The following is a 17,583-nucleotide window of genomic DNA, read 5'->3' as shown; positions in this document are numbered from 1 at the left end:
TTCAATACTATGGTCTAAAATGTCCGCATATACTCGTATATTAAAACGAGTACGATCGGCAAATGAGGAGGCTAACGAACGATGAAAGAAAAATGGAAAACGTTGCTGTTATCATCGATCATTATTTGTTTATGTATCGCATTACTTCGCTATCCGCAACATTCGTTTGAAGCGGCGGTGCGTGGATTGCATATGTGGTGGGATGTCGTCTTCCCATCTCTTCTTCCTTTTTTTATTGTATCAGAAATTTTGATCGGCTTTGGCGTCGTTCATTTTCTCGGCGTATTGCTTGAGCCGTTCATGCGTCCGCTATTTAAAGTGCCGGGCATCGGCGGATTTGTTTGGGCGATGGGTATGGCTTCGGGATACCCTGCCGGTGCAAAACTGACTGCTCGCCTAAGACAGCAACAACAGCTTTCCGCCATCGAGGCGGAGCGGCTCGTCTCGTTCACAAACTCATCTAATCCGCTTTTTATTTTCGGAGCGATTTCCGTCGGTTTTTTTCATAATCCGAACATCGGCATCATTCTTGCTTTGTCTCATTATCTCGGCAACATTTGCGTCGGGCTGATAATGCGCTTTTACGGAAAAGACGAAAACAACGCGGTTCAAAAACAAACAAAAAGCCTTTTGCGTCAAGCGTTTCGCGCCATGCATGAAACGCGCTTAAAACATAGCCAAGCCATCGGAAAGCTGCTTGGAGATGCGGTTCGTTCCTCCATTCAAACGCTTCTAATGATCGGTGGATTTATTATTTTATTTTCTGTTTTGAATAAGCTACTTTATATTACAAACATAACGAAATGGCTAGCCGACATCGTACGATACGCCTTAGCGCTTTTCCATTTGCCTAGCGAACTAAGCGTTCCATTCATCGCCGGGTTGTTTGAAATTACACTCGGCAGCCAAATGGCAAGCGAGGCAACAAACGCAACGCTATTACAAAAAGTCATTATTACAAGCTTTATTCTTGCTTTTGGCGGCTTTTCGGTACAAGCTCAAGTCGCAAGCATTTTAGCGGAAGCACATATTCGCTTTCAACCGTTTTTTATCGCTCGTATATTTCACGGCTTTTTCGCTGCTTTTTTCGCATTCATTCTTTGGAAACCGCTGTATGTTCAGCCGCTTGAGTCGGCAGAAACGTTGCCTGTTTGGCTTCCGGAAGCGACGATCCGTTGGCCGATATTGTACATACATTGGATCGAGCAATATGGCTTTTTTGTGACTGCAATCGCATGTTTCCTATATGTCTTTTCGGCTTTCCGACGTGAAAAACCACCTGTTTAAAGGTGGTTTTCTGCATGAGCAAACTTTTTTCGGAGCGCTTCTTCGACAACTTTTGGCACAAGCTCGGAAATGTTGCCGTTATATTTCGCGACTTCTTTCACGATGCTTGAGCTTAAAAAGGAGTATTGGTTGTTTGTCATCATAAAAAACGTTTCAATTTGCTCATTTAATATGCGGTTCATCGATGTAATTTGCATTTCGTATTCAAAATCGGAAACGGCACGCAAGCCACGCAAAATGGCACTTGCGTGTTTGCTTTTCGCATAGTCAACAAGCAAACCTTGATAACTGTCAACGACGACGTTATGTAAATCTTTTGTCACTTCTTCTAACAGCTGCACTCGCTCTTCTGCTGAAAATAACGGTTTTTTTGATGAATTGTTTAATACGACAACATACACTTTGTCAAACACTTTCGCTCCGCGGCGAATAATATCTAAATGTCCATATGTGACAGGATCAAAGCTTCCTGGGCATACCGCAATACTCGCCATCTTTATTCTCCTTCCTCATCTACGTAAGCGTAAATCGATACAGCCGTAATGCCATACGTTTCGTGTTTCACTTTTGTTAAACGACCGATGTGAATGGGAAGCTCGACTTCCGCATCATGCTCCGCAACAAGAAAGCCGTCTCGTTGTAGAAGCTGATGCGCATCAATGATCGCGATAAGCGCTTCCAACTGTTTATTTTTATAAGGCGGATCAAGAAAAATTAAGCGAAAGGTCAGCCCTCTTTTTATAATTGCTTTTAATGCGCGTTCGGCATCGTTGCGATAAATTTCCGCTTGATCGGTCAAACGACAGGCAGCAACGTTTTTTTTCATCGTTTGCACCGCTTTTGCGTCATGATCGACGAAAATAACGCGATCTAATCCGCGGCTTAACGCTTCGATGCCAAGTCCACCGCTTCCGCCAAATAAATCAAGCCCAAGTCCGCCGGAAAAATACGGACCGATCATATTAAACATCGCTTCTTTCACTTTATCTGTCGTTGGACGTGTCGTCATTCCCGGAACTGCTTGAAGCGATTTACCTTTACACTTCCCTGATATGACTCTCATCGTATTTCACCTCGCTTTTATGATCATAGCATAACCGACGAAATGGACAATCATTGTAAGGAAAAAAATGATGGGGATGTATACAATGCGAAACAATGGTCATACTGTTAGTAACAACATCGTTAATGATGTTGTTGCCAACCACGGAGAAGACTTACGTTCCCCATAAGTTCTTCCTCCGGTTTCTCCTCTCCCTTTTTTCCTTCTCTTTTTCGGCTTGTCCGAGAAAGAATGGAAGGGACCCTGCGGCATATGCCACAGGGCATTTTTTTTGCCTTATTGGCCGATCACGTGTATTTCTTCAGCCGTTTCGCTAATGTAGACGGAAAACCATTTCGGAAATTCCGTCCGTTCAATGTATAGCGTCCCGTTCCATTCCCGAATGACTGCATTTGTGCTGTTTGTAAAAAATCGCCAACGAGCATTCCCTTTTTCAATAAATACCGCTTCTCCCGAACGTTGAACAGTATAGCCGAGCGTGCGCATAATCGGAATAAACGGAAACAGTTGTTGATCGTCTTTTAATAAAACGTGAGCGTTTGGCAATTTCACGTCATTGACGACGAGCATTTTTCGCTCTGTAAACGTCATGTATGGTTCCTCGTTTTGAAAAAATGTCGTGTTTCCTTCGTACGCTTCGCCTAGCCATTCGTCTAATTTTTTCAACGTCAACGGCTGACCGTCATTTTTATTGACTAACGTCCAAAACGTTTGTTGTTGTTCTTTCGTTAACGTTTGTTGCAATTGCTGAAAAACAAGTTTCGCTCTTTTTGTCATCGGCTCAGTTTTCGTCATATATGAAACGAGCAAGTCCCATATCCAATCGGGAACAGTGCTATTTGGAAAGCGATGCTGTAACTGCACGCGAACGTAAGCGCGCTGTGCGTCAGAAACGGAAGATGTATCCGATATAATGACGAACGTCGGCGTCATATATTGCAGACGCGATGAAGTAACAATTAACGTTTGTACATCGCTTTCTTTCCAAAACGATAACGCTGTTTCGTGAAGCGGTTTTGTCGCGTATATGACTAAATCACCGTTAAACGTTGGCTGCAACGGTTGCGATTGAAAATAAAGCGGAACGGTTTGTCCGCCTTTTTTCTCCCACATGAAAAAAGAAAAAGACGGTTTATAGACGTAACCAACGAGCTTTCCGTCTGCTGCCCATACCCCTTTCGGATGAACAACATCGGTGAACGATACGTTCGTTTGTTGTGGTTGTGTCGTATGAAAATAAACGAGCCATTGTTGAATGAAAAGCGGTTCTTTTGGAACAATCGACACGCGATAAGTGAGCGAAAGTGTATTTGTTTTCGATGCGTCGACGATCGTTTTCCCATTTTTTTGTTCGACGCACGTTTTTTTCTTCGCACAAGAAATGTTTGTCACTTCTTTTGGCACCGTCACTTCATATGTGTCAGCAACCGCACCGCGTATATGATGAACGACTTCGATTGTTTTTCCAGTAAATGTTGCTTCAATATCATGTTGCAACACTGATTGTTTCGTCGCTTCGGTATGATATTCGTCCCATTGGTAATATAAAGCTCCTGCGCTAACGCCAAGGAAAAGGAGCATTGAAATAAAAGCTACTTTCCACATACGATGGCTCCTCATTCAGCAGTTTATATTATAACAATAGCAAAATTTCGATGCATTGTCATATACCGTTTTCACTAATTGTCGAAAAAAGTTGAACGTGTTAAAGTAAATGAGGGAATACAACATAAAGTGAGGGAATGGTGATGATTCAACGTTTTATTGAATTAGGGGAAGGATATTCTGACATTTATGAGTTAATTGAAATTGCGAAATCAAACCGTCATCGTTTATCGGGTTTGTTTGCTTTTCATACGATGAAAGACGGCAAGGCGCTCACATCGTTCGTCGTCGTGCTTCATCCGACAGATCCTGGCGATTTTCAACCGCTATACATTTGCCGTGAAGGCATTCCACACCCGTCTGTGAAAGTGACAAAACGATATGAGTTGTTCCTCGATTTAGCGAAGGAACTGAATCAAGAAATCATTCATTTGGACGTCAAACCGTCTAACTTTTTTGCGGACTTACAATTGTACTATCAGCATTTAATCGGCATTATGCGCATGAATCGATTTATTCCGCCACTACAGTAAGAAAAGCGAAAAGGATGTCAGCGATTGACATCCTTTTTTTATATGCCGTATTCGTATTCTCTCTCTTTGTCTGCTTTTGATTCGAATTCAACTTTCACATACGGGCGATATGAAGGTTCGACGCGTTTAACAAACGGAAGCGAAGCGAGTTTTCGCATCGTCTCTTCTGCTTCGTCCATATTGCAATATAAAACGGCGTATTTTAACCGTTTCGATACGTAATGAACGTTTCCGTATTTCCGCAACTGTTTACTATGTTTTAACGAATACAGCCAAACGATAATGCCTTGACGCATTGGAAACATAAAAATCCCATCCCCCTTTTTCACTTCGTCCGACAGCCACACGCGCCACCAGATCCGCATCCTCCACCGCAAGATAAAGAATCGAAATACGGATTTCCTGTCGGCACTTTAATGTTTTCAGATACGGCTCGACCGATCATCGTACTAATTTCATCTAACAGCGACTGCATGTCTTTTTCTGCTTGTTTAAACGCGGCAATCGGACCGTATAAATCCAGTTCACGTTTCGCCTCACGCACTTGCTTTGTGACTTCTTTGTAGTCTGGATGATATTTACCAAAACGCTGCACCTCTTCGTACCGTTCTTTTAGCTGAACGAATCGGCGAATGAGTTGCTGCGCTTTTTCATCTTGTTGCATATGATAAAAACAGCGACGGTATTCCTCCGCCACGTCTGATTCGACAATCATTTTGCCAAGCTCTTCAGCAAAGTCTAACAACTGTAATCGTTCGATCGTTGCTACAATCACGAGCAACACCTCCACAACGGTATCATAACATGATTTCGCCAACAAAACAAATAAGTCTGGTTGTCCCAGACTTATGAAATCGTCACCGTAAATTCATGTGAGATGTTATATTTACTTGCATCGTTATGGACAAGTTCCAACCGAATCGCATGTTTTCCAACAGGCAACCCGCGAATGACAAAAGCCGCCGTTGTCGTTTCGCCCACTCGTTTCCCGTTCACGTAAATATATATGCGTCCTTGTCCGTCTTTTTTCGGATGCGTTCCTTTTGTAAACGTAAACTGATCGACAATACATTCGACAAATACGTTATTTCCTTTGACGAGATGTTTCACAAATAACGTTTGTTTTTGCTCAGCAAAAACGATTGTGCTGTCATGATGAACATACGTAGAAAACAAAAGCGCAATACATAAAAAAAAGAAGCGCAACACTTTCACCATCCTTTCATAGTGATAGTGTTTGCGTTTCTCGCTTAATTATGAGTGTCCTTCATCAGTTTCATCATCGCCATCATCATGTTTGCCATTTCGATCGTTTGAACGACTTGTTCGACTTTATGCGGCAACGTTTGTTTATAATAGTGACGCATTTGTTTTTCCATCTCTTTTATATCCAGCGGGCGTCTTGCTAGCCGGCGATACCATATCGGTTGCTCGCGTAAAAATTGATGAAGCTTTGGCTTCGCTACAATGTATTCGTATACGTCTTTTCTCATCGCCTATCTCCTTAATCTTTTCGAAACGAAAACGGATCTTTTTTCGTCTGTTGCATTTGGCGAACGACTTCTTGGATGGATGCAATCGCTTGTTGAACGTTTGTAATGTACGTTTGAAGTTCATTAACATCAAGGTGTTTGACGTAACTGGCTAGCTTTTGCATCAAATCCCCTTGATCTTGTTTGACATCGCTTGAGCGATATTCGTCCCACATGTCATCGTCTTCGCCAAACACGTACCAATCGTTATATAACTCTTTCCACGTCTTTTTCCCTTGGCGCACCTCTTCAATCAGTTTCGGATGGTTTTTCACAAACTGTTTAAATTGTTCGATGGACATATCGGTCGCTCCTTCCTTGTTTGTTTGCCTATCATATATTACGACCGAACAGCCAATGCGTGCGCCTATTTTGGCTCAGAAAAAGGACGAATAAAGTTTTGCGTATAATGACGTTTATATACACCAACGCCTAAATGCGTCAACTCAGCATTTAACAACGTTTGCCGATGACTACGGCTGTTAAGCCACGCTTCGACAACCGCCGGTCCATCGACATATTCCGAGGCGATATTTTCTCCCGCTAATTCAAAACGAACGTTTGCTTTCGTCAACCGCTGTTGTAAATCTCCGTTCGTTGGCGATTCGTGCGCAAAAAAATCATTTTCTGCCATATCTTTACTATGTCCGTACGCCACTTCCGCCACGCGCTCATCCCATGTAAGCGGTGGAACACCGTGACGAATGCGCATGACGTTTGTAATCTCAAAAATTTGTTGTGCATTTGCTTGCTCGACTTGTTTTTCGAGCGTTTCATCCATTTCTATGCTCGGTAACGGACCGCGATATTCAAGTTCATATGGACGAAGCTTCACTAACGTTTCTCCGTCGACCCAGCGAATGCTTGATAATTTGCCGGTAAAACGATCAATATACAATTGTACGTAAACGTCGTCAAACGAAAGAAGCGGTTGAATGAGTAAATCTTCTTCTGTCAGTTGAAAGCGATATACCCCATCGTCCAGTTGCACATGAATTGTATCGTGAAGCGGCATCGTTTGTAATAGCTCGTTAATCGAGCGATCGAACTGAAACGGGGCAACGTTGACTTCCGGTCCACATGCATAAATTGTGACAACCCGTCCGTCAACAATACCGATTTGCATATACGTTTTCGGGTCGTTATATACCCACCATACGTAACCGTAAGCGGACGGATCGATACGTGCTGGTTGTCCGAATGTTTGTTTCACTTCTTCTTCTGTTTTTCCAATCCATGTACCAAGCCCTTGTACAACAGTTTTCTCGCTCGTTTGTTCACTCATGATCGATGTATCGTTTAAAGGGGCTTGTTCATCTGTTGGGAAAAAAGAAAAAATAAAAATAAAGATCGTAATTAGAGCAATGATCCAACGCATTCATCATTCTCCCTTAGCTATTGTATGTACTTCCATTATATACAGCTTGTCTACATTGCAACACTAAAAAATAAAGGCTATGCAAAAAACATAGCCTTCGTGCTTAGTGATATTGTGAGATTTCAGATAACGCTTCCCCTGCTTGTTCGTCGCTTGCTTCATGAATCGCTAAGTCGCCAAGCGACATCATGCCAACTAACGTCTCGCCTTCGACAACAGGCAAACGACGAATTTGATGTTTTGCCATCAACCGAGCCGCTTCCTCTACGGACGCGTTTGGTGAAATCGTCACGAGCTGTTCGCTCATCACTTCTGTCACCGCTGTTGAACCTGGTTTCTTTTCTGCGATACCGCGTATGACTAAATCGCGGTCCGTCACAATGCCGATGAGACGATTTCCATCTGTAATCGGAATAGCGCCGACGTTATAATCGCGCATTTTTACCGCTGCTTCGTACATATTATCTAGCGGTGTACAACATTCGACTTCTGTTGTCATCATTTCTTTTACTTTTGGCATGTGCATCTCTCCTTTCGCACATTAGTTTCACCAAAATCGGAACAATTATAAAGCTCGTCATTGAAAGTTATGCGCTTTCGTACTATTATTAATGGAGGAATGTTTTATTTTACATAAGGGGGACTTGAACGATGCGCTTCGAAAATACAGGTATTGAAAATCAAACAGCGCCATTAACACGTTTAGATGACTTAATGGAAAGCCTCGGCTTCGTACGTGCCGGTCAATGGGATTACGATCGTGTCACATATGACCGCAAATTTGAAATTAAAAATGACGTCTTTTATTTACGTGTGCAAGGTTATGCGATTGAAGGAGACGTTGGTGGTCGCCATGCGGTCATTAAACTGATGAAGCCGTTGCTTGGCAAGCATTATTATCCACATGGTGTCGAATATGGTGAGGGAGAGAACTTCCCTTCATCATTAGTAAACCAATGTGAAGCTCTTTTAGCAAAAGTGAAAGAAGGTCTTGCAACTATAAACGCATGAGCGCGCTCATGCGTTTTTTCCGTCAACGAGACGACGGACGTACAGGTGAACAGAAACAACCTCTTTTCCTGTCATGTCGTATATGTCATCGATCACTTGTTTTTGAATACGTTCACATAAAGTGAGCATATTGCCATGCACCTTGACAGAAATGGTCATGGAAATCGTCAATCGGTTTTGTCGTTCATACACGTTCACTTCTTCTAATATGACATGATCAAACGGTTGTACACTCATCGCAACAATCGTTATAATGGGTTTATGCATATACATCCTCCATACGATTTATGAAATGAAAGCAGGTGTCGTTTCGTTGTTTGAGAAAATTCCAAAGCGGTCCGTATACATGGTCCTTATTTTACTTGCGATCGTCTTATTGACATACTGGGTCGCTCCAATTGCTGTTCCGATTTTATTTGCGTTTATTACAGCTATTTTTTTAGAGCCTGCCGTCAAAGTGGCACAACAGCGGATCGGGTTCAAACGGCAGTCCGCCACGCTTCTTGTATTTAGCTTATTTACGCTGTTTATGCTTTTAGGCGGCTACTTTATTATTACAAAAATTGTGACGGAAGCGTTTCATTTTTTTAGACATTCACCACTATACTTAAATGAAATGATTGCAGGTTGGAACGAACTTGTCGCACGCTGGTACAAGCAGACAGAAAAATTGCCGCCGTTCGTTGTAGCGGAACTGAGCCAACAAGTCGATTTATTTTTAACAAAGTTAAAGATGCAACTAACGGCTTCGCTCAGCTTTCATAAAGTGAGTGCGCTCGTGGCGAATGTTCCAACGTTTTTAATTAACTTTCTCGTGTATTTAATTACTTTATTTTTATTTATGCATGACTTACCGAAAATACGCGAAGCGATTTTTTCACATTTAACAGAGGAAACGAAAGAAAAAGTGCATTTTATGTTATCGCGGCTATCGTATGTCGTATTCGGTTTTTGGAAAGCGCAATTTCTCGTGAGTTTAATTATTTTTGCCGTTTCGTTAGTCGGATTGTTGTTGATTACACCGAAAGTTGCGTTATTTACTGCCTTTATTATTTGGGTGATCGACTTTATTCCAATTATCGGCTCGATCATTATTATGGCACCTTGGGCCATTTTCCACTTTGTCACAGGCGATACAGTACTAGCAACTAAACTATCGATTCTCGGCGTCATTTTGCTTATTTTACGTCGAACAATTGAGCCAAAAGTCATGGGGGCGCATATCGGTTTATCGCCACTCGCAACGCTTATTTCCATGTATTTAGGTGTGAAAATGATGGGGGCACTCGGGCTTATTTTATTCCCGCTTTTACTCATCGCCCTAAAATCAGCGAAAGAAGCAGGCATCATTAAATTTAACTTTAAATTGTAAAAGAGGGTGAACTGTCACCCTCTTTTTAAAATCCTAAAATCGCTTTAATGACCGATGTCGTTTCACCGCCACGGTAAAATACGTATAACAACAAATACACAGCAACGCCTGTTGTCGCGGTGAAAAACCAAACGATGCTTGTTATCGGACCAATTTTTTTATGGCGTACCCAATTTTTTTTCACCGCGGAAAGCAACGTGACAATGCCGAACACCGCGCCGGCAGTCGCTAAAAAAATGTGGAAAAATAGAAAGATTGTATAATATATTTTTATATCGTCTGGACCGCCGAAGCTCGTATTGCCGATAAAAATGGTGCGTGACAAGTAAATGATGAAAAAGCCGAGCGCAAAAGCGGCCGCCAGCCACATCGTTTTTTCGTGCTTTTCTATTTGTTTTTGGCGAATAAAATACCAGCCAACGGCTACAAGGATAGCACTAATGACGATAAAGCTTGTACTAATCGTAGGTAAAATCGGTAACGAACCCATCGTATTCCCTCTCCTATTTGATCATTTTGTCGTCTGAACAGCCACGTGTTCTTCATCTCTTTCTTTTCGATACCATTCAATAAAAATGAAAAATAACATAACCCCATACACAATTTCTTGAATAATTTTCATTAAAACGCCACCGAGCTGTTGATCGTGTAACAGAGACATCGAGCTAAACATTTCCGGTCCGCTCAATTCAAGTGACGATAACGTACTTTGCGGCACACAAAGCGCTAACGCGTTCATCCAAGCCGCTGGGTCGTAATACGTCGCATAAAGCGGTGTATCTGCGAAAATAATGAGCGCACATGCTGGGGTAAGAAGCACCCCATCGGCAAAAATGTAGCCGATTTTTTTTACGCCAGATAACGTTTGAAAACCACGTACATCATTAACAAGCGGCCACCACATCATGACAGCAGCGATAAAAATAGCTGTTGTCATAAGCGCATGTAACCACATATTTGTTTTCACAACATCGAAAATAAGCGGCACGTGATATAGCGAAAAAATGCCATTAAACAAAAATAACGCAATTAACGGTTTTGTGAAAAACGTAAACATTGAACGAACGATGCGCATGCGAAATAACGCTTCAAACATCCACGACGGAATGCCTTTAATAAGTAGCGGCGGCACCATTAAATAAAGGACAGCCATTTGCGTCATATGCGCACTAAACATTAAATGACCTAATAAATCGACCGGCGAGCCTTTACAAATGTAAAGCAACACGATCGCCGTAACAAATAACGTTTTTTGTTTCGTCGTCGTTTGTTCTTTCGAGCGATTGACAAGCCAAAAATAAACGATCGTCACAGCGACTAAAAAAATAAAAAAGTATGGACTCCACATCGCTTCAAAACCAAATATACTTAACGGCATGATGTTCACCTCGCTTTTTTTCCGACTTTATTATACTACAAACGTAACAAACGTGAAAAGAAAAGAAGCTAGCCAATGCTAGCTTCTTAAATCCAAACGACTGTTAAAAACGCCCAAATCGTAATAAACGCCACGGCTACCCCGCCGTACAAGAAAAGCGCTGGAAGTTCATGTCCTTTATGGCTCATATGCATAAAGTAATACAGTTGGAAAATAACTTGCACGACCGCTAACAATAAAATGAACGGTACGGAAAACCAAGCGGAAAATCCTTCATATCCAACCGCAAAAAAGGCGATAAGCGTTAAGAAAATCATTAACGTAAACGAAATGATTTGATGTTTCATTTCTTCCGCGTTCTTTTTGCGACGATATTGTACATCTACTTTTGGGTTTTGTACATGTGTATGATTTGCCATACAATCACCCCACCATTCCCATTAAGTATACGACCGTGAAAATGAACACCCAAACGACGTCGATAAAGTGCCAATATAAGCTAGCCACGTAAAACTTCGGTGCATTATATAAGTTTAACCCACGTTTCGCATTGCGAATCATTAACGTTAAAATCCAAAGTAAACCAAATGCGACGTGGCCACCGTGCGTACCAACTAACGTATAAAATGCTGAAGAAAACGCACTTGTTGAAAATTTAAATCCTTCATGTACGTATTCTGTAAACTCATAAATTTCAAGCGCTAAAAAGCCTGCGCCGAGCAATACGGTAATGCCGAGCCAAAGTTGCATTTTTTTAAAGTCGAAGTTGCGCATATGATGCATCGCATATACGCTCGTTAAGCTGCTTGTCAGTAACAACATCGTCGCTAAAAAGACGATCGGCATTTTAAATAATTCTTCTGCAGTTGGGCCGTTCGCTACAGAGTCTTTTAACGCTAAAAATGTGGCGAAGAGAGAGGCGAACAATACCGTCTCTCCGCCGAGGAACAACCAGAAACCTAAAAACTTATTTTTCCCTTCAAGGGTCGCTTTTTCAGGCTCTGCCGGGAACGTCTCCGGCGTTAATTTTTCTTCCACGTGCATTATGCCCCAGCTCCCTTCTTCTCTGCTTCCATCACTTCTTCTTTATGAATATGGAAGCCGTGATCGTCGATAATCGAACGGAAGAACATCGCACCGAGCGTAATGAGCAAGCCTACTACGCCAACTGGTGTTCCCCATGCGTGATCGTTATGGAACAAGAAACCGAATGCGGCTACAAATAAGCCAAGCGAAATGACAAACGGTAAAAATGATGGATTTGGCATATGAATATCACCAAGCGGTTCTGCTGGTGTTAAACCTTTTTTGCCTTCCATTTTTTCAATCCAATATGCGTCTAAGCCACGCACAAGCGGCGTTTGCGCAAAGTTGTACTCTGGTGCTGGCGAAGATACCGCCCATTCCAACGTACGACCATCTTCCCATGGATCGTTGCCAACGCGTTTTCCTTTTACTGTTGTGATGACAACGTTTGCTAATAACACGATTGTACCTGCTGCCATGAAAAATGCACCGATTGTACTAATCATGTTTCCTGTTTCAAATCCTTGACCAGGTAAGAATGTGAATACGCGACGAGGCATACCCATTAAGCCAAGGAAATGTTGAATAAAGAATGTTAAATGGAAACCAGTGAAGAACAACCAGAATGTCACTTTTCCTAATTTTTCATCTAACATTTTACCGAACATTTTTGGCCACCAGTAGTGAGCACCTGCAAGTAGTGCGAATACAACCCCACCGACGATAACGTAGTGGAAGTGCGCAACGACGAAATAGCTATCGTGATATTGATAGTCTGCTGCTGCTGTTGCGTTCATAACCCCTGTGACCCCACCGATAACGAACGATGGAATGAACGCGACGGCATACATCATTGGCGTTGTAAAGCGAATGCTTCCGCCCCACATCGTAAACAACCAGTTGAAAATTTTAATTCCCGTTGGAACCGCAATGGCCATTGTCGCAACCGCAAAGATGGCGTTCGCAATTGGCCCCATACCAACCGTAAACATATGGTGCGCCCACACCATGAAGCCTAAAAATCCGATTAATACTGTCGCAAATACCATCGAAGAGTAACCGAATAAACGTTTACGTGAAAACGTCGCAAAAATTTCTGAGAAAATACCGAACGCTGGCAATACGAGAATGTATACTTCTGGGTGACCGAAAATCCAGAACAAGTGCTCCCAAATGATCGTATTTCCACCAAGCGCTGGATCAAAGAAGTTTCCACCGAACAAACGGTCCATCATCATGAAAATTAAACCGACTGTTAATGGCGGGAACGCGAATAAAATAAGCGCAGATGTGACAAACGTCGCCCATGTAAACATCGGCATGCGCATATATGTCATTCCCGGTGCGCGCATGTTGATGATTGTCACAAGGAAGTTAATTCCCCCGATTAACGTTCCGAAACCAGAAATTTGTAAACCTAATACGTAAAAGTCGATCCCGTGTGTTGGTGATGCAAGCGATAATGATGCATACGATGTCCAACCAGCATCAGGTGCTCCACCTAAAAACCATGATAAGTTTAAAAACACACCACCGAAGAAAAATAACCAAAATCCAAGCGCGTTTAAAAATGGGAACGCAACATCACGCGCACCGATTTGAATCGGTACAACAGCGTTCATCATTGCAAACACGAGCGGCATCGCCGCAAGGAAAATCATCGTCGTTCCGTGCATCGTTAACACTTCATTGTAGAAGCCTGCACTAATGAAGTCGTTGTTTGGCACGGCGAGCTGAATGCGAATAATCATCGCTTCTAAACCACCAAGCAAGAAGAAAACTCCGCCGGCGATTAAGTACAAAATCGCAATCTTCTTATGGTCTACTGTCGTTAAGTAGTCCCAAATGACTGCGCCGACACCTTTTTTCCGAGCTAACGTACTCACAGTTTAACCTCCCTTTATCGATAATCCCCTTACTCAACAGATAATGTCATTAAGTATTTTGTTAATGCGTCAATTTCTTGATCAGACAATTGAGGATATGTGCCTGTCATTTTGTTGCCTGGCTTAATTTTCTCTGGATCTTTTAACCAAGCTTTTAAGTTTTCTTCGTTATGTTCCAATACGCCTGCAATGCGTTCACGATCCGCAAAGTTTCCTAAGTTTGGCGCAAGGCGCGCTTGCTCAGGGCGACCATCGACCGGCGTGACCGCGTGACAGCCAATACAGCTTTTGTTGAAAATTTCTTCCCCTTGCTTCACAGCTGGATCTGTTGAAGCAACAGGTTTAGCATTTTTCATTTTTTCTACCCATTGATCAAACTCCGCGCGAGGAAGCGCTTTTACTTTAAAGTCCATCAATGCGTGGGACGGGCCGCAAAGCTCCGCACATTTTCCGTAAAATAGACGTCCTGCCTCTTCGGCACGTTTGTCATCAAATGTGAGGAAAAATTGGTTTGTGTTATCTGTATTTGTATCCATTTTTCCTCCGACAGCTGGAATCCAGAACGAGTGTTTAACGTCAGACGCTTTCAAATTGAAATACACGCGTTCACCTGTTGGAACGACCAAATCTTGGCTTGTAATAATGCCGTAATCTGGATACTCAAACTCCCACCAGTACAAGTTCGCACGAACGTTGACGACAACGACGTCGCGTTCTTTTTTGTTCATCGGTTTTACATCCGCAAGCTTAAACGTGTATAAAACCGTTGGAACAGCTAAAATGATTAGCAAAATAATCGGAATAACTGTCCAAATAATTTCAAGCGTATGGCTTCCTTCCACTTGCTTTGGAATTTTGTTTTCTTCCCCTTTACGACGACGGAAGCGAGTCACAACGTAAAGGAAAATGATTGTTACAACCGCAATGACGATAACCATGATGGCCGTGCTGAGCAGCATAAGCTTGTACTGCATGTCAGCTACTTCTCCTGCTGGTTGAAGCGTTGATAAAAACGGCTTACCGCAACCAGCTAGCAAAAGCGCCATGGCGGATACAAGAGAAACCAAGCGCCAATTTCGTAGCCACTTCTTCATAGCCTAATCAAACCCCTCTTTCGATTATGAAATAAAGTGAAATATATACATTCTTTCTTTACAAAAAGAAAGAATTGTAAACCTCTTTAATCAATTGTTACGATCACCATTGTAACAAACAAAATTGTTAAATAGTTGAGCGAATAAATAAACATCCATTTCGCCCATTTCATATCGTCTTTCATTTTAAAACCAGCTAGTCCGAGCGCTAGCCAACCGACGTTCAACAACGTGGCAATCACTAAAAACGGAACGCCTAATGAAAATAAGTAAAATGGAAGTGGTAAAAGCGCCACAATCCAAATGACGATTTGCCGTTTCGTGATCGCAAATCCGTGAACGACAGGTAGCATCGGAATGCCTGCTGCGCGATATTCTTCACATCGCTTCATCGCCAGCGCCAAAAAGTGCGGCGGTTGCCATAAAAACATAAGCAAAAATAAAATGACAGGAACGATATGAAATCCATCATCGACCGCTGTCCAACCGATCACAGGCGGAACGGCACCTGAAATGCTTCCGATGACCGTATTGAACGTATTGCTTCGCTTAGACCACATCGTATATAAAAAGACGTACGTCACAACGCCAACAAGTCCGATCACTGCGGCGGTGACAGTTGTCATAAGCAAGCTTAACGTGCCGATAGCAACGAGAAACACGCCAAACCAGAGTACGCGCTTTGGTTCTACGCTTCCGCTTACCGTCGGACGATTTTTCGTCCGCTCCATTAAGTGATCGATGTCGCGATCAATAAAGTTATTTAATGCGCACGAACCTGCAATGACAAGGGCAGATCCAATAAGCGCGAAAAACACGATATGCAAATTGCTTAAAAATCCTTTTCCGGTAAAATGAAGGGCTAACCAAAGTCCCGTAAATGTCGTAATTAAATTCGAGTTCACGATACCAATTTTTACAACAGCTAATACATCTTTGAACACGCCTGATTGTAGCTTTGTCGGTTTGACATCTTCGACTACATCCGCCATGTGCCGCCACTCCTCTCTTATGCCTTTGAAGGCGTTTCCAATCTATACACGATAACGATATGTCGTCTCTGTATATTAAAACACATTTCTTCGTCAAATTGTGAACTTTTTTTGTCTTAATTGTGTCGAATTTGTGTCAAAATGATATTGTTACGATGAGAACGTTGAAAAAATACCGCATTTATATTTCTAGCAAACTCCGCACAAATATTCAACCATATTTGCAACGATTGCTATATTGTAAAATAATAAAACTTTGCGCTTTTCGACATTTTCCGCTAATATGAGAGTAGAATTTTTCACACGTATTTCACATTTATTATACAGTTTTTACTAGGCATTTGCTAGACCAAAATTTCGCGTTAAGGAAGTGAATACATTGCAGCGGCTTTTAAAATGGTTTGCAGTAGCGACAACAATCGGCATGCTTTTCGTTTTAATTGGCGGCGCGCTCGTCACAAAAACAGGCTCAGGCATGGGGTGCGGTCGTTCGTGGCCGCTGTGTCACGGACAGCTCATCCCATCCAACATTACGGTAGAGTTGCTTATTGAATTAAGCCACCGTGTTGTCTCTGGTGTCGTTGGGTTGATGGTACTTATTTTATCCATTTGGGCTTGGAAAGCGATCGGTCATATTCGTGAAACGAAGTTTTTGGCGATCGTATCGTTTGTTTTTCTCGTCTTACAAGGGTTGATCGGCGCTGCCGCGGTCGTATGGGGCCAATCGGACGTTGTGCTAGCGCTTCATTTTGGCATTTCGCTCATTTCATTTGCGGCCGTCTTTTTATTGACGTTGTTTATTTTTGAAGTCGATAAAAAATTTGATGCCGCGTCCGTCGTGCTTGATCGTACGATGAAATTTCATATTTACGGCATTATTGCGTATTGCTATATCGTCGTATATACAGGCGCGCTCGTGCGCCATAAACAAGCGAGTTTAGCGTGCCCGAGCTGGCCGTTTTGCGCACAAACAAGGTTCTTCCCAACCCAACTACATGAATGGGTGCAAATGGGTCACCGCTTCGCCGCGGGATTATTATTTATTTGGATTTTCATAGCGACGATATATGCGATGAAACGATATAAACAACAGCCAATTATGTATTGGGGCTGGCTGATTGCGTTCGCTCTTGTCAGCTGCCAAGTCGCAACAGGGGCGCTCGTCGTCTTTACAGAGTTGAACTTATACGTCGCCTTAGCACATGCGTTTTTTATTTCCTGTTTGTTCGGTGTATTAAGTTACTTTGTGCTACTGGCAACGCGCAGTCAAAAACAAAAAGATGCGCCGCAACGATCGAACGTCATTCCATCTGCCGTATTAAAATAAAAGAACGAGGGATCCCCTCGTTCTTTTACAGACTGTTGAAAAACGATTTTGTCAAGGACAAAATCGTTTTTCTTTTGTTAATATGTTAAAGGAAAACTA

23 protein-coding genes are annotated in these 17,583 nt (G+C 42.4%); 5 read left to right on the top strand and 18 right to left on the bottom strand.

What is annotated here, in order from left to right; all coding sequences use genetic code 11:
- The first annotated feature begins 81 nt into the window (after positions 1-81).
- Positions 82-1,287, top strand: coding sequence for a sporulation integral membrane protein YlbJ (ylbJ, locus tag LD028_RS12375; RefSeq protein WP_237811991.1), 1,206 nt, complete (start codon positions 82-84; stop codon positions 1,285-1,287).
- On the opposite strand, the gene coaD is transcribed toward ylbJ, so the two are convergent.
- The 3 genes from coaD to LD028_RS12360 form a co-directional block, all read right to left on the bottom strand.
- A complete protein-coding gene (gene coaD / locus LD028_RS12370) occupies positions 1,284-1,781 on the bottom strand; it encodes a pantetheine-phosphate adenylyltransferase (RefSeq protein WP_006321418.1) in 498 nt (165 codons plus the stop codon). The two genes, ylbJ and coaD, sit on opposite strands and share 4 nt — an antisense overlap.
- Positions 1,782-1,783: 2 nt before the next feature.
- Positions 1,784-2,350, bottom strand: coding sequence for a 16S rRNA (guanine(966)-N(2))-methyltransferase RsmD (gene rsmD, locus LD028_RS12365; RefSeq protein ID WP_237811990.1), 567 nt, complete (start codon positions 2,348-2,350; stop codon positions 1,784-1,786).
- 276 nt (positions 2,351-2,626) lie between these two features.
- Positions 2,627-3,955 (bottom strand): hypothetical protein, encoded by a 1,329-nt coding sequence (locus LD028_RS12360; protein WP_237811989.1) that lies wholly within the window; start codon positions 3,953-3,955, stop codon positions 2,627-2,629.
- A 143-nt stretch (positions 3,956-4,098) separates the two neighbouring features.
- On the opposite strand from LD028_RS12360, the gene LD028_RS12355 reads away from it, so the two are divergent.
- Positions 4,099-4,488 (top strand): DUF7147 family protein, encoded by a 390-nt coding sequence (locus tag LD028_RS12355; RefSeq protein ID WP_004891245.1) that lies wholly within the window; start codon positions 4,099-4,101, stop codon positions 4,486-4,488.
- Between the two features lie 38 nt (positions 4,489-4,526).
- Here the strand turns inward: LD028_RS12355 and LD028_RS12350 are convergent, their stop codons facing one another.
- The 7 genes from LD028_RS12350 to LD028_RS12320 form a co-directional block, all read right to left on the bottom strand.
- Positions 4,527-4,793, bottom strand: coding sequence for a YlbG family protein (locus tag LD028_RS12350; RefSeq protein ID WP_004891246.1), 267 nt, complete (start codon positions 4,791-4,793; stop codon positions 4,527-4,529).
- Positions 4,794-4,813: 20 nt separating this feature from the next.
- A complete protein-coding gene (locus LD028_RS12345; RefSeq protein WP_035020289.1) occupies positions 4,814-5,263 on the bottom strand; it encodes a YlbF/YmcA family competence regulator in 450 nt (149 codons plus the stop codon).
- Between the two features lie 71 nt (positions 5,264-5,334).
- On the bottom strand, positions 5,335-5,703 hold the full coding sequence (locus tag LD028_RS12340; RefSeq protein WP_004891249.1) for a hypothetical protein: 369 nt from the start codon (positions 5,701-5,703) through the stop codon (positions 5,335-5,337).
- Positions 5,704-5,738: 35 nt separating this feature from the next.
- Entirely contained in the window at positions 5,739-5,981 is a 243-nt protein-coding gene (locus LD028_RS12335; protein ID WP_077429510.1) for a YlbE-like family protein, read from the bottom strand.
- An 11-nt stretch (positions 5,982-5,992) separates the two neighbouring features.
- Entirely contained in the window at positions 5,993-6,322 is a 330-nt protein-coding gene (locus tag LD028_RS12330; protein WP_077429511.1) for a YlbD family protein, read from the bottom strand.
- Between the two features lie 65 nt (positions 6,323-6,387).
- On the bottom strand, positions 6,388-7,398 hold the full coding sequence (locus tag LD028_RS12325) for a CAP domain-containing protein (protein ID WP_237811987.1): 1,011 nt from the start codon (positions 7,396-7,398) through the stop codon (positions 6,388-6,390).
- Positions 7,399-7,501: 103 nt separating this feature from the next.
- Positions 7,502-7,918 (bottom strand): CBS domain-containing protein, encoded by a 417-nt coding sequence (locus LD028_RS12320; RefSeq protein WP_077429513.1) that lies wholly within the window; start codon positions 7,916-7,918, stop codon positions 7,502-7,504.
- A gap of 131 nt (positions 7,919-8,049) precedes the next feature.
- Between LD028_RS12320 and LD028_RS12315 the strand changes: the two genes are divergently transcribed.
- On the top strand, positions 8,050-8,409 hold the full coding sequence (locus LD028_RS12315) for a YugN family protein (protein WP_077429514.1): 360 nt from the start codon (positions 8,050-8,052) through the stop codon (positions 8,407-8,409).
- A 6-nt stretch (positions 8,410-8,415) separates the two neighbouring features.
- On the opposite strand, the gene LD028_RS12310 is transcribed toward LD028_RS12315, so the two are convergent.
- Positions 8,416-8,676 carry an Asp23/Gls24 family envelope stress response protein gene (locus tag LD028_RS12310; RefSeq protein ID WP_237811986.1) on the bottom strand — a complete coding sequence of 87 codons (261 nt, stop codon included), beginning with the start codon at positions 8,674-8,676 and terminating at the stop codon, positions 8,416-8,418.
- On the opposite strand from LD028_RS12310, the gene ytvI reads away from it, so the two are divergent.
- A complete protein-coding gene (gene ytvI, locus LD028_RS12305; RefSeq protein ID WP_370642810.1) occupies positions 8,663-9,781 on the top strand; it encodes a sporulation integral membrane protein YtvI in 1,119 nt (372 codons plus the stop codon). The two genes, LD028_RS12310 and ytvI, sit on opposite strands and share 14 nt — an antisense overlap.
- A gap of 25 nt (positions 9,782-9,806) precedes the next feature.
- On the opposite strand, the gene LD028_RS12300 is transcribed toward ytvI, so the two are convergent.
- The 7 genes from LD028_RS12300 to cyoE all read right to left on the bottom strand — a co-directional run bounded on the left by LD028_RS12300 (position 9,807) and on the right by cyoE (position 16,157).
- Positions 9,807-10,271, bottom strand: a complete 465-nt coding sequence (locus LD028_RS12300; RefSeq protein WP_237811984.1) for a DUF420 domain-containing protein — start codon at positions 10,269-10,271, stop codon at positions 9,807-9,809.
- A 21-nt stretch (positions 10,272-10,292) separates the two neighbouring features.
- Positions 10,293-11,159, bottom strand: a complete 867-nt coding sequence (ctaG, locus tag LD028_RS12295; protein ID WP_237811983.1) for a cytochrome c oxidase assembly factor CtaG — start codon at positions 11,157-11,159, stop codon at positions 10,293-10,295.
- Positions 11,160-11,245: 86 nt separating this feature from the next.
- Positions 11,246-11,578 carry a cytochrome c oxidase subunit IVB gene (gene ctaF, locus LD028_RS12290; protein ID WP_004891266.1) on the bottom strand — a complete coding sequence of 111 codons (333 nt, stop codon included), beginning with the start codon at positions 11,576-11,578 and terminating at the stop codon, positions 11,246-11,248.
- A 4-nt stretch (positions 11,579-11,582) separates the two neighbouring features.
- On the bottom strand, positions 11,583-12,203 hold the full coding sequence (ctaE, locus tag LD028_RS12285) for a cytochrome c oxidase subunit III (RefSeq protein WP_237811982.1): 621 nt from the start codon (positions 12,201-12,203) through the stop codon (positions 11,583-11,585).
- On the bottom strand, positions 12,203-14,071 hold the full coding sequence (ctaD, locus tag LD028_RS12280; protein ID WP_237811981.1) for a cytochrome c oxidase subunit I: 1,869 nt from the start codon (positions 14,069-14,071) through the stop codon (positions 12,203-12,205). Before ctaD ends, ctaE begins: the two co-directional genes overlap by 1 nt.
- Before the next feature lie 29 nt (positions 14,072-14,100).
- Positions 14,101-15,165, bottom strand: coding sequence for a cytochrome c oxidase subunit II (coxB, locus tag LD028_RS12275; RefSeq protein WP_035020282.1), 1,065 nt, complete (start codon positions 15,163-15,165; stop codon positions 14,101-14,103).
- An 86-nt stretch (positions 15,166-15,251) separates the two neighbouring features.
- Complete coding sequence (gene cyoE / locus LD028_RS12270; RefSeq protein WP_237811980.1) at positions 15,252-16,157, bottom strand: heme o synthase; 906 nt, start codon at positions 16,155-16,157, stop codon at positions 15,252-15,254.
- Between the two features lie 379 nt (positions 16,158-16,536).
- Here cyoE and LD028_RS12265 point away from each other — a divergent pair, with 379 nt between their 5' ends.
- The gene (locus tag LD028_RS12265) at positions 16,537-17,484 is read left to right on the top strand and encodes a COX15/CtaA family protein (protein WP_237811979.1); all 948 of its coding nucleotides are present in this window, start codon (positions 16,537-16,539) and stop codon (positions 17,482-17,484) included.
- Positions 17,485-17,583: the final 99 nt, after the last annotated feature.

Origin of the sequence: Anoxybacillus sp. LAT27 (genome assembly GCF_022030075.1) — a bacterium.
Taxonomy (GTDB): domain Bacteria; phylum Bacillota; class Bacilli; order Bacillales; family Anoxybacillaceae; genus Anoxybacillus; species Anoxybacillus kestanbolensis.
Note: the sequence above shows the minus strand (reverse complement) of the source record. Positions and strands in the feature narration are given on the sequence as shown.